9 protein-coding genes are annotated in these 11866 nt (G+C 51.5%); 3 read left to right on the forward strand and 6 right to left on the reverse strand.

The features are described from left to right. Position 1: 1 nt before the first annotated feature. Positions 2 to 1300, forward strand: coding sequence for a flippase (locus DXC18_RS00510; protein WP_158551905.1), 1299 nt, complete (start codon positions 2 to 4; stop codon positions 1298 to 1300). Beyond that, positions 1300 to 2394 (forward strand): non-hydrolyzing UDP-N-acetylglucosamine 2-epimerase, encoded by a 1095-nt coding sequence (gene wecB, locus DXC18_RS00515; protein WP_117716010.1) that lies wholly within the window; start codon positions 1300 to 1302, stop codon positions 2392 to 2394. Before DXC18_RS00510 ends, wecB begins: the two co-directional genes overlap by 1 nt. A 193-nt stretch (positions 2395 to 2587) precedes the next feature. Here the strand turns inward: wecB and DXC18_RS10380 are convergent, their stop codons facing one another. Further along, positions 2588 to 3094, reverse strand: coding sequence for a transposase (locus DXC18_RS10380; RefSeq protein ID WP_158551907.1), 507 nt, complete (start codon positions 3092 to 3094; stop codon positions 2588 to 2590). 1125 nt (positions 3095 to 4219) lie between these two features. Between DXC18_RS10380 and DXC18_RS00525 the strand changes: the two genes are divergently transcribed. After that, the gene (locus tag DXC18_RS00525; protein ID WP_199412155.1) at positions 4220 to 6325 is read left to right on the forward strand and encodes a hypothetical protein; all 2106 of its coding nucleotides are present in this window, start codon (positions 4220 to 4222) and stop codon (positions 6323 to 6325) included. 382 nt (positions 6326 to 6707) lie between these two features. On the opposite strand, the gene DXC18_RS00530 is transcribed toward DXC18_RS00525, so the two are convergent. The 5 genes from DXC18_RS00530 to DXC18_RS00550 form a co-directional block, all read right to left on the reverse strand. Then, on the reverse strand, positions 6708 to 8141 hold the full coding sequence (locus DXC18_RS00530; RefSeq protein WP_158551909.1) for a transglutaminase domain-containing protein: 1434 nt from the start codon (positions 8139 to 8141) through the stop codon (positions 6708 to 6710). 355 nt (positions 8142 to 8496) lie between these two features. Further along, positions 8497 to 8925: a hypothetical protein gene (locus DXC18_RS10510; RefSeq protein ID WP_199412156.1), complete on the reverse strand. Its 429-nt coding sequence runs from the start codon at positions 8923 to 8925 to the stop codon at positions 8497 to 8499. A 188-nt stretch (positions 8926 to 9113) separates the two neighbouring features. Continuing rightward, entirely contained in the window at positions 9114 to 9245 is a 132-nt protein-coding gene (locus DXC18_RS10765; protein ID WP_255413448.1) for a hypothetical protein, read from the reverse strand. A 126-nt stretch (positions 9246 to 9371) separates the two neighbouring features. Continuing rightward, the gene (locus tag DXC18_RS00545; RefSeq protein WP_233508959.1) at positions 9372 to 10430 is read right to left on the reverse strand and encodes an AAA family ATPase; all 1059 of its coding nucleotides are present in this window, start codon (positions 10428 to 10430) and stop codon (positions 9372 to 9374) included. A 141-nt stretch (positions 10431 to 10571) separates the two neighbouring features. Beyond that, positions 10572 to 11384 carry a hypothetical protein gene (locus DXC18_RS00550; RefSeq protein ID WP_147330245.1) on the reverse strand — a complete coding sequence of 271 codons (813 nt, stop codon included), beginning with the start codon at positions 11382 to 11384 and terminating at the stop codon, positions 10572 to 10574. Positions 11385 to 11866 lie beyond the last annotated feature (482 nt).

The raw sequence follows: 11866 nt of genomic DNA on the forward strand, positions 1-11866 counted from the left end.
TTTGGCATTTAAAGAGAAAAAGCTTCTCCAGAATACTGGCTGGTTGCTTGCGCTGCAGGCAATTAACATAGTGTTGCCTTTTGTTACGGTGCCTTACGTTACCCGCGTGTTTGGCGCTGAGCGGTATGGCGTATTCTCTATTGCTCTTAATTGGATAACTTATTTTCAGCTTGTTGTTGAGTTTGGTTTCAACCTGAGCGCAACGAAAAAGGTCGTTGAGGTTAAAGATGGGGAAGAGCTTAACGACCTCGTGTCCGCTGTCGTTATTGCTCGACTGGGACTTGTTGCCGCCTGCTTTGTCGTAGTAATAATTCTCGGTATTACGTCGGCTGCAACCGGGGACCAGCTATCCTGTATGCTTGCGTTATTTTCTATGCTTGTTGGCATTGCTTTACAGCTCAACTGGCTTTTTCAGGGTTTGCAGGACATGAAGGTCATCACTATAGCCACGGCGGCTGCGCGAGGGCTTTCTGTCATTCTGATTTTCCTCCTTATAAAAAACCCCGGTCAATTGATGCTTTACTCGTTCCTGTATTCAATTACTTTCCTTGCTTCGGGTGTTATTACTCATGTATTTGCTTGGAAGCGCTATGGGATCAAAATGGGTTTTGCATCTATAAAGCAGATACTTGGTGAGATGCGAGACGGAATGCCGATTTTTCTTTCATCTGCCGCCGGCAAGATCATTGGAAATGTTGGCGTTACGGTGCTCGGCGGTTGCCAGCCAAGTGCGGTCGTTGGCTCGTATGCTGCCATTTTGAAGGTGCCGCAAATGGCGAGCCTGATGTTTACTCCTGTTGGCCAAGCGCTGTATCCGCGTGTAAACGAAGAACGAATGAAATCTCGGCGCTCCGCGGCGCGGCTTGTTGCTAAGTTTGGTATTCCCGTGGTCGTATTGTTTGCGGCTGGTTTATTTGGTATGGCGATCCTTCGCAATCCGGTAGTCGAGATTCTCTATGGCAAAGAGTATCTAGTTTGCGCCGATACGCTCATTCCGCTTGCTATTTGGGTGTTGCTGGGCATCGTAAACAATTTTCTCGGTGTTCAGCTTCTCATTCCTTTTGGATATCAGTCCCTATATAGCTTGCTTATGATTGTCGATTCCGTTCTTTCGTTGGTGCTTAACGTTTGGCTTGGCCATGCTTGGGGCGCCATGGGTGTTGCGTCAGCTATTGCGATATCCGAGGCTGTCCTTACGGTAGCTTTGTTTTTGGCTCTTCTTTCTGTAGTGAGGCAATCGTCCGCTGTTTCTTATAGCTCTCATGCCCATAAGGCTCAGCACATGAGAAAGGACCGATAATGAAAAAAATCATGCTCGTCTTCGGCACCCGCCCGGAGGCGATCAAGATGTGCCCGCTCGTCAACGAGCTGAAGGCGCGCAGGGATGAGTTCGAGACCGTCGTGACCGTGACGGGCCAGCACCGCGAAATGCTCGACCAGGTGCTGCGCGTCTTCGACGTGACTCCCGACCACGACCTGGCGATCATGAAGCCGGGCCAGACGCTGTTCGACGTGACGTGCGACGTGCTGCTCAAGCTCAGGGCCGTCCTCGAGGACGAGAGGCCCGACGTCGTCCTGGTCCACGGCGACACCACGACCAGCTTCGCCGCTGCGCTCGCGTGCTTCTACCTGCAGATCCCCGTGGGGCACGTCGAGGCTGGTCTGCGAACCCACGACATCTACAGCCCCTGGCCGGAGGAGTTCAACCGCCAGGCGGTCGATATCGTGAGCGAGTACTACTTCGCCCCGACGGAGGCGAGCAAGGAGAACCTGCTCGGCGAGGGCAAGCCCGAGCCCAGGATCTGGGTCACCGGCAACACCGGCATCGACGCCCTGCGCACCACCGTGCGCGAGGGCTACTCCCACCCCGAGCTCGACTGGGCCGAGGGCTCCCGCCTCATCCTCATCACGGCTCACCGCCGCGAGAACCTGGGCGAGCCCATGCACCGCATGTTCCGCGCCATCCGCCGCGTGATGGAGGAGCACCCCGACACCAAGGCGATCTACCCCATCCACATGAACCCACTCGTCCGCAAGGCGGCGCACGAGGAGCTCGACGGCTTCGACAGGCTCCACATCATCGACCCGCTCGAGGTTCTCGACTTCCACAACTTCATGGCCGCGAGCCACCTCATCCTCACCGACTCGGGCGGCATCCAGGAGGAGGCGCCGAGCCTGGGCAAGCCGGTGCTCGTCATGCGCGATACCACCGAACGCCCCGAGGGCGTTGCCGCCGGCACGCTGAAGCTCGTCGGCACCGAGGAGGACGTCATCTACCGCGAGTTCAGCCGCCTGCTCAGCGATCAGGCCGAGTACGAGGCCATGAGTCATGCGTCGAATCCCTACGGTGACGGACATGCAAGTGAGCGCATTGCGGACGTACTGGCGCAGTAGTTTTCTCCGAGCTGTTTTATGAAGCTGCTCTATTTGAACATAAACAAGAAAGACAATGCCGACCTTGTCGTCACGCGCATGCGTGAGGATGAGGTCGGCATTGCGGTTTATGCTGAGTTTTGGAACTGACTTTTCAAATGAGCTGTTAAATAGAACTGGTTGAGGTGCCGTCAAAAATCTTTCGAAAGGTGATTTAGCCGTCCTCGGCCCCGTCTTCTTTTAGCCCTCCGTCTTTCCCTTCAGTTCGTTCATCTCCTCCACCTTCGATATATCCAGGTATTTCCTCTTGCTTCACTTTGTGCTTCAGCCTCGCCGCCACCAGCATGAGGACCGAGTTGCCGTCCGGGAAGATCCCGACGACCCTCGTCCTCCTCCTGATTTCGCGGTTGATGCGCTCGATCCTGTTGTTCGTCTTGATTTGGCGCCAGTGCTCAGACGGGAATTCCGTGTAGGCCAGCGTCTTGGCAAACCGGTTGCGCATCGTCCTCGCGGCCGTCCTGAGCCGCATCGACTCCAGCTTCTCCGCCACCTCCTCGGCCTTTCTGGCGCATACCTCGCGCGATTCCTGCGCGTGGATCGCCTTCAGCATGCGCGCCGCGGCTTTCCGCCTGGTCACGGGAACCCTTCCCAGCGCGTTGCGGTAGAAATGCACCGTGCAGCGCTGGTAGCGGGCCCCCGGGGAACACCTCCTCGAGCGCACCGAGCATCCCCGCAAATGACGTCGGTGACGAGCCGCATGCCGGAGAAACCGCGCCCCTGAGCTAGGAGAAAAACTCGCCCGTGGCGTACATCCCGGCCACGGCGGCCACGAGGGCTCAGTCGACGTGCTGGTAGCGCTCGAGCTCGTTCTCCGGGAAGAAGCTACCGATGCGCAGCTTGGGATGCGCAGCGTAAGCATGCCCACGCATGCGGCGGGGCTTTGTTCGCAGCGGCCGTTGCGGCTGTTCGCCCCGCCCCCCCCGCACAGTTGGTCGGCCTCGGCGTCCATCACGTCGTTCGCGACCTACTCGGCGAGGCGCCTGAGCAGCTCCTGCATATCGATGGCGCCGTCGTCGAAACGGGGCTTGGCGAGCATGTCTGGCGTCGGGTCTGACAAGATTTCCGTAGCGGTCTTCGTCCTTTCCCAGAACTTGTTGTTATGGTGATTTCGGATTCTATGACGAAGGCCGTTCTTCGTTAAACGGACGCTGCGGCGTCATCCTTAGACCTACATTTTCGACGCGATCTCCGAAACCAAAAAACCAGTTCCGCGTATTGGTAGTCGGAAATAGGACAACATCCTAAAAAGAAAGCCCTTGTACAGCGCCTATGCTATTGATGGAATCATCGGCCGCCTGTGTGGGCATGTCCCTCTACCTTTCAGTTGCGTTAACACTGTCTGTGATCCCATTAGATTCAGCCTCGATTTGCTATCTTTACTTCGGTAAACGGTATGGCCTTCGAAATTCGGAGGCTGCCATGTGGGTACATCGAGCAGGCTCCATGTGACGTAATGATAGTCAAACCTGATTTGTCGTATTTCGTTCTGAAAAGATGCAACGCCTGTCGTTTGGGAGCGCATGCGACTAGTTGAGTGCATAACTTGGGCACGCCCAATTTGTGCCTTGCAGTCTGATTATTCGGCTATCGTTTGAAGAAAGATCACGCTGCCGCTTTCTTCATATGTGCCAGGAGGTACTATTGCTATAAGCGTTCACTGTCTGGCGCATGACGTTATCATCCGCTTGTTGATCTCTCAATTTGGTTAACTGATGATTGGGGTTGTTATGCTGCTTGACTATCGTTTTGTTAAGTTCAGTGCATCCTTGCTAGGCTGTGTGAATTCATGAAACAATCTATGGCAGCAACTGTACCCGATGACAAGTCGATGTCACCTTATCTAGATGATTTGCATTTTATATTTACATCAGATCGGGTGCGAAATGCTGCGGTTACTGGTCCATTTGGAAGTGGTAAATCGTCCCTTATAAACTATGTGATGCACTCGGATAAATTTAAAAGCACAAAAATCGCTGTTCTATCAACGATTAATTTTATAGACCCTACCCATCGCGGTTTAAAAAATACTAATGAATATCGGAATTCAATTGAGCTTGGAATATTGAATCAATTGATTCAATATTCCAAAGAGTTTGATTTGGCAAGCGCAGGAGTTGGCTGCTTATCCGTTCCTATTAATAAGAAAAGGAAATTATTCGTTGCCATCTATCTGTCAATAATGTTCCTAATCGGCACCCTTGTATATTCAGAGTCGCTATTCGAGTCCATTGTCATTAGAGTATCGCTGTTGCTTCTTTTTAGTCTCATGGTCGGCATGGTTGGCTATTTCACATTGAGCTTCCTGGGCGGAATTAACACAATCAAGAAGTTGTCAGTTAGTGAATTCGAAATTGAACTTGACAACAACGGTGTTTCCGTTATTGATCAAAATCTGCAGACCATAATCAATTTGATTATTTCATCGAGTTGCGACTGCTTTGTGTTTGAGGATTTAGATAGGGCACCAGATGTCGCCCCGATGATAATTGAAGAGCTGGTGTTCTTAAATAGGTGTGTCAATCTAAGAAAAGGCGAGAGTGAGAACCCAGTTAAGTTCATCTACTTGATTTCTGATGATTTATACATCTCTGACGAACGAGTTAAATTATTTGATTTTATTCTTCCGGTGGTTCCCTACGTTGACCTTTTCTCAGCTAAAGAGCATTTAATTGATAACGTAGTCAAATATAAGTTTAATATCTCAAATGAGCTGATTAATGCAATTGCCCCAGGTTTTTCAGAGGCAAGACTAGTGGTTGATTTCTTTAATGAAATTATGTCGTATAAGAGTGTTCTTGGATTAGCCAATGAAGAAGACGATGACGGATTAGCTGCTGTTGTTGCTTATAAAATATTCTTTCCGGATGATTTTGCCTTATTTCAACAGCAAAAAGGTTTTTTATATTCGTTGCTTGTTGAGGCAAATTTACTTTCAGCGCTTGTTGGGTTAAAGCCAATTCCGATTGTCTATAAATATAAAGAGGGTTCGAAGCGACTAGCGCTACTCTCGCGCATTTTTATGAACAATGAAGAATTGCATCTTATAGATGAGCTGAATATTGACAATTCGACTATCGTTGATGACCGTCGTTACCCTGTTATCAAAAATCTTATTATCCAGCAGAGTCTTTCTCCTGGTTTAATAAACTATATTAGTCACGGTTCTTCGTCACTCTCTTGGAGGGATGCTTGGTTTTTGTCCTCAATTTCATCTGGCAATAACGGACTTGGGTGGGAATATCAAATCGATTCATGCCCTTCCATCGTTTCTCTTCTTAGCGATGTAGACTTTGCAACCAAAAAATCATTAGACAATTTCTATTTATTTGACTTTCTCCTGCGTTCTCCAGAGAATAAGGTTGCCGCTAAACTTGAATCGGAACTCCATAAACTACAATTTAAAAACGATTTCTCTTTTATTTTGAATTACTTAAATAGCGAAATTTATAATTCGGGTGAACGCATTGAAAAATTTGAAGCCAGCATTTCCAACTACCTTTTAAGCCTTCTTCAAAATAGTGAATCTATTGATATTGATCCCGAGGCTTTAGCTCTCCTTTTGTTCATAGATGCACCATTTTTGCTTGCATATAATGAGGAACTTTTTAATCTTAGCTGTCCCTTGGTAATTGATGCTATGGAGTGTATCGACTGGCGACTTGATGTCAAACAAAGGAATAAACTGCTTGAAGTTATATCGGATAATAATGCCTATATTGATGATTCCAGGTTGCCCGAAATCAATCTATTTGATAAGTGTTATGAAGTGGACCTTTCCGGAGAATTATCTGAGAGGGAATATCTTGTCATCAACTCCATATCAAAAAACAATGATGCGAGTCCACGCATCATTGACAGACTTAATTCTATTAATACTGACAATAAATACTGACAATAGTTGATATTTTACAGGCCTTTTCTTTGAAAGAGTTACGGATTCGTTAGCGTGTTCACGGGTATAAAGCTGCTAAATAGGTGCATGATAGGTGCATGCCGGCGGGTGACGTTTGTGGCTAAGTAAAGATGTCGCTCACCTTATAAAAGGGGAATTCCTACTGATAAGGTTGTAGATGCTGGTGTTTTGCTAGCACCGGAATAATTTAGGCATATATAGTCGGCCGAGATTGACCAATCCCGGCCGACCCATTTTAGCCAACGCGCCCGCATCTATGACTTTCCTATCGCATTCCTACATCCCCTCGGGCTGGATCCCCCTCACCTTCGCCGCCTGGGGGACGGCATCCACCGAGCAGGTGTCGAGCCCCTGCCGCGGTTCAGCTGCTGCTCGACGTCATCTCGACCTTCGACTCGGCCGATAGATAGTCTTTATTTCCAGCGGTCTTCCGGTCTATTTGATTCATCGCATACGCAACAATCCCATTCTGAATTCCCGAGATGCTCGGCGGGAAAGACTGATTATCAGCATCAATGGAAAAGCTCTCTTCCTTGGCGTCCAGATGCTGCTGAATGCGGTCGGCATAATTCTCGGCCCATTCATCGGCCTTGCCATTTCGCACAAAGTAATTGTTGGACAGGTCGGTCGAGCGGTAGGCGTAGTCGTCCTTTTGGTAGTTTGCCGTGTGATCGGAGTGGGCGATTGCCATGAGCTCGTCGGTCAGGCCAAAGTACAGATGGCGCTGGTCCAGGTCTCCGTACCAGTTGTCGCTGGTGTCGTCCCGGGTTAGGTCCATCTGGCACCATTTGCCGTCGATCTTTACGGCGTTCCAGGTGTGGCCGTTGCCGGTGATGCGGCCGTTGGCGATGCCCGCGGCGTTAAGGAGCTTGGAGTAGATGCGCTGGTAGCTCTCGCAGGTGCCCTGGTGGCGCGTGAGGTCGCTTTCGGCCGAGCACCAGTTGAGGTTGTGGTCGTACTCTAACTGGTCGAGCGTCCAGTCGTGGAGCCACAGCGCCATGTCGTATTCCGAGCAGTTTGTTTCTTGCCTGCACTGGGCTACGGCGTTGTTGACGATCTGCGTGACGCTTGGGCGGGCAGTGTCGTTTACGGCGACTTCTGCCATGGTTCGCAGGTAGTAGATCCCCTTGTCGTTTTGGGGGTCGTTTCTGTCGTTGTCCATAAAGTAGAAGTAGATGCGGTACGTGCCCGACGCTGTGAAGTCAAAGGTAAAGTCGTGGCCCGCGGTGCTCAGGCTGTAGTAGCTGGCCCATGCCTGGCGCGACGGGTCGCAGACGCTTTCCTGGCTGCCGCCGTCCCAATAGGTGGGCACGTCCATGCGCGCCTTGGCCTGGGACGAGCCGTTGGCTTGGGTTACGTGGAAGGTCGTCGCGGTGCCCGCGGGGGCGGCGTTCCACGAGACGGTGAAGGTGACGCCGTTTTGGGTTGCGGTGGCGGAGTGGGCGTAGGTGGTTTTCGGCGTGGTGGAGATTGCGGTGGGCGTGGGGTTGGTCTGGGCTCGGAGGGATGGGGCGGGGGTGCCGGTTGCGGCGGCGGTGCCGTCGGCGCTTTCCGTGTTGACGGCGCTGGTGCCGGTGGATGTTGCGGTGCTGTCCTCTGCGGTATCTGCTGTCGTATTTGTGTTGGTGCCGTCTTCGGCCTTGCCTGTGTCGCTGCTCGTGGCGTCAGCTTGCGCTTGCTGCTCGGCGGCTGCCTGAGGCTGGATGGCTTCCGCGACGGCTGCCATGAGCATCGTCGAGCTGACCATGGACGTGCACGCGATCGCGCAGAGCAGGTAGTAAAGGGGTCGTTTCATAGCGGAGCCTCTCGGTGAGCAGCCAATAGGGTTCGAAGGCAGCTCCAGGCCAGCACTCCGCACATATTTTACTGGGTTTATTTTACGGGAACCACAGTCAACATCAGCGAACTTTCTGGGGAATGTTGGGGAGGGGAGGGATGGTTGTTGGCTTTCTGTTTCCCCATCCGGCGGCTATGCGGCATGCGTTGGGTTGTCTATGCGTGCTGCGGAAGCTCCAGCGCGAGTCTGTGTTGTTCCTCCGCGAGGCTCGACACGGGCGTCTTCCAGGAAAAGCCTGTGAGTTGGCTACCCAGGTCCAGCTCTGCGTGGCCATATTCTTCGATTTTGCATCCAGGGTGCTTGGTATCGGGCCTCAGGCGGCACTCGACCGGGTTCGACCCGATGATTCGATATTCCTGCTGGTAAGCGTACTTGGGCGTTTTGATAAGTAGGTTGCAGATCGTGCCTTGGAAATTTCCTCGATCAGCTTTGGTCCGGGGATGCCATAGGAGATGGCGCCGTGGGCGTATACCTCCTCGCCGCCGGTGGTGTGGCTGTCTATAAGGCGCGCGAAGCTTTCGTACCGCACGATGCCGATCCATCCGTCTGCGCATCCGAACTCCCGGATCATGCGCATTGGGCTCTGGACGCAGTTGTTGAAGGTTTCGCTCTCGCGGACCGTATACATGCAGTAGATGGGTAGACAGTGATTTCCGCTTAGGCATACCTCGGGAACTATGGACGCTTCGAGCGGGTCGCCCTGTTCGCCAGGCAGGCCATGGTAGTAGCCGGCTGCGTTCATGTAGAGGCGACCGTTTATCAAGTCGTCGATTTATGCTTCCCTGGGTGCGAACTTGAGTAGATATGTGATGCCGTCGTTGGACATGGCATGTCCTTTCTTGAGCGGTTCTGTCCCGGGCTAACTCGTTCGTCCGGGCACCTTGAGACCATGATAGGGACGTTCCCCAAAACCTTCACTCGCAAATTGATTTATTCGGTTCCGCTCCCGCACGGCCGGTCGGCTTCTGCGCCCATCACAACGTCCACGACCTGCTCGGCGAGGCTCCTGAGCAGCTCCTGCATGTCGATGGCGCCATCATCGAAACGGGGCATGTAGAGCATGTCCGGCGTCGGGTCTGACAAGATTTCTGCAGCGGTCTTCGTTCTTTCCCAGAACCTGTTGTTGTGGTGATTTCAGACTCTAGGACGAGGACCGTTTTTCGGTAATCGGGCGCTAGGGCGTCATCCTTACGCCAACGTTTCCGACGGACCCTCTTTTCGTTCTGCGATGTAGTCCGCGAACCATTTTCGCGCGTTGTTCTTGAGGATACGGATATTATCTTCGTTTGCGGTGTTGATCTCCTGAAGCGCTCGTTCGGCGATAACGCTCTGATCTTCAAGAGACTCGTCGACGCTTGAACGGTATTTTTTAGCGACCGATGCTATATACCTGCTTACGAAGGTCTTTTTCTCCTTATCGCTCAGGGCCGCGAAATCTACTTTGAGATTGAGCCTCGAGAGCAGTTCCGGTGGGAACTTTTCCTGCACCTCGGTTCTCGGTGTGTTCGAGGTGAATACTATGGTATAGCCGTTAAGGTCGTGTTCCTCGCCCTGGGAATCCGTGAACTTGCCGTTCTCAAGCAGGTCGAGGAAGAAGCTCCATACTGCTGAATCTCCCTTTTCGAACTCGTCGATGAGAATGACGCCCGACTTACTGCGCTCTATCTTCATTGTTAGCTCGCCCTCTTCGCTGCCCATGTAGCCACGCGGGCTGCCGATGAGTGAATTGAGCGAGTCCTTGCTGCTGTAGTTGCCAAAGTTGATTTTTGCCAGCGATTCCCCCGGCGCGAGCAGGCTACTGAGGATCCTTGCAGTCTCGGTTTTGCCCACGCCGGAGGGGCCGATCAGGAACAGGGAGAGAATCGGCTGTTCTCCGATGCTGTTAAACAGCCTGAAAATTTCGACCTGTTTGCGGAAATCATCTTTGAAATTGTCCTGCCCGATGAGGTCGTGTACGAACTGGTCGAGTAACTCTTTTGTCTCTGAGTCGTCTAGGTCTATCAGGCGTTTTGGCTTCTCTTCAGTTGGCATGGCTTGATCTTCGGTATCTCCTTCGATATCGCATTGTCGTACGGTGTCAAATATGGTGCGCATTTCGTATGCGTATCTGCCTGCTGTTGTTTCATCGGCAGTGAACACCGTGTTTTCAGGCATTTGATAGAGAAGACCTTCAAATGTTGCGGCCATGCTTCCTTTGCCGCCAGTGGGATCGAGTAGGGATAAAAGCGATGAAACATCGAGTGCCATATCACCCTCTCCAGCTTGCAGCGCAATTTGTGCCGTGCTAGATAGAGATAACGCCGAGGTATATTCGTATCCTTCGCTTTCGAGCCGGCCCCTGAGACGGGCGAACTGGTCCTTTCTGTATGTGATTAAGTTCAGCATGGCTTATTCACTCTTTTTATTGACTGCCTGGATGACTGCGATGACATCGATATAGGTTGCTTCGGTCTCATCTTTTTCTGTTGTCGGATTGTCTACTTGATCGTCCGTTCGTTCTTTGTATGAGCCATCAATGAAGCCGTCGTCCGGTTCAGCTGTCTTGCCTTTTGTTTGAAAGTATTCGTACGAGCTGCGAAGGTTCGATGGATAAACTTTTCCCTTGCAGATTCCGATGATTCCGACTTTGCCGATGAGAAGGTCATCGATTGAGTAGCCGCTCTCGAAGAGATCTGCCCCATCGATTGGAATCTTCAGGATAATGTCGTTGCTCTTTCCGTCGCCGATTCTCCCGATAAGCTTGAATGACGTGCCCGACTTGATGAAGGACTGGAATAGGTGCCCCACATCGAGGCCGCCAGCCTCCGGGATTGTAATCCCATCGAACGTTCCCGACATGACTGTTATAAGGGTACGCACTTCGTCCTCGTTGAGTAGCGAGAGGCGTACGTTATCGATGTAAACTAGGTCGCCCTCATCTCTCTTTTCTTTGTCAAAATCGAGGCAGTTTCTTTTGATGTCGGCGAGCATGCGGCTCATGGTGTTTATGTACTCGAACGTATCGATCATCTTCGTTCGCTTCTCATGTCCCAAGTCGCCGCCTCCTTCTACGGTAAATTTTGTAAATATTGGAACCTTGGTTTCGCCTTTTGCGTTGATTTCAGCATTGCCAGAGGTGGCCTTATTTTCTTCATTTGAGCCATCTTTCCAAAGCGTGTTATCTAGCAACATGCGCATCTCATAAACCTTGGAATGGTTCATGTAGTACACCGTGAAGAGGTCTGGGGCCTTGGTTTTATTCGACATAGCATTCCAATCTATTTGATTCGTACATTTGTTCTATCTATTGTATCCAAAGTCGCTGGATCGTGAAGGTGCGCGCCAGGTTGAAGCTTTAATTCGGCTGCGATTAATTAAAAGGGCTATTTGGTAGGGGGCCGTTGATAAGATGCAGACGACCTTTAGTCAATACATGACATACCGTGGTAGTGTCCTGTTCATCTTTAAAGACCTGTTCACTTTTGTGATGTACCGGCACATATTTCAGCGATAGACTTCTATTGTCAACACTTATCTGTTCCTAGCTGCTTTGGAGGTTGCTTATGGATCCGGCGTCCATGTTTGATGGTCTGGGCTCATCGGTTATAGCGGCTATTGCCGGCGCTCTCGTGACTGCTCTAGTTAGTGTTCCCGTCAGCTACAAGGTTGGGCAGAGATCCGTCAAGCAGTCTCAGAAGGCCGGT

Origin of the sequence: Collinsella sp. OM08-14AT (assembly GCF_003438115.1) — a bacterium.
Classification (GTDB): domain Bacteria; phylum Actinomycetota; class Coriobacteriia; order Coriobacteriales; family Coriobacteriaceae; genus Collinsella.

Bases quoted from the DNA above. Each gene is read 5' to 3' on its own strand.
- wecB (WP_117716010.1), top strand. From the start codon at position 1,300: ATGAAAAAAATCATGCTCGTCTTCGGCACCCGCCCGGAGGCGATCAAG.
- DXC18_RS00525 (WP_199412155.1), top strand. From the start codon at position 4,220: ATGAAACAATCTATGGCAGCAACTGTACCCGATGACAAGTCGATGTCA.
- DXC18_RS00530 (WP_158551909.1), bottom strand. From the start codon at position 8,141: ATGAAACGACCCCTTTACTACCTGCTCTGCGCGATCGCGTGCACGTCC.
- DXC18_RS10510 (WP_199412156.1), bottom strand. From the start codon at position 8,925: ATGAACGCAGCCGGCTACTACCATGGCCTGCCTGGCGAACAGGGCGAC.
- DXC18_RS10765 (WP_255413448.1), bottom strand. From the start codon at position 9,245: ATGCTCTACATGCCCCGTTTCGATGATGGCGCCATCGACATGCAGGAG.
- DXC18_RS00545 (WP_233508959.1), bottom strand. From the start codon at position 10,430: ATGGCACTCGATGTTTCATCGCTTTTATCCCTACTCGATCCCACTGGC.
- DXC18_RS00550 (WP_147330245.1), bottom strand. From the start codon at position 11,384: ATGAACCATTCCAAGGTTTATGAGATGCGCATGTTGCTAGATAACACG.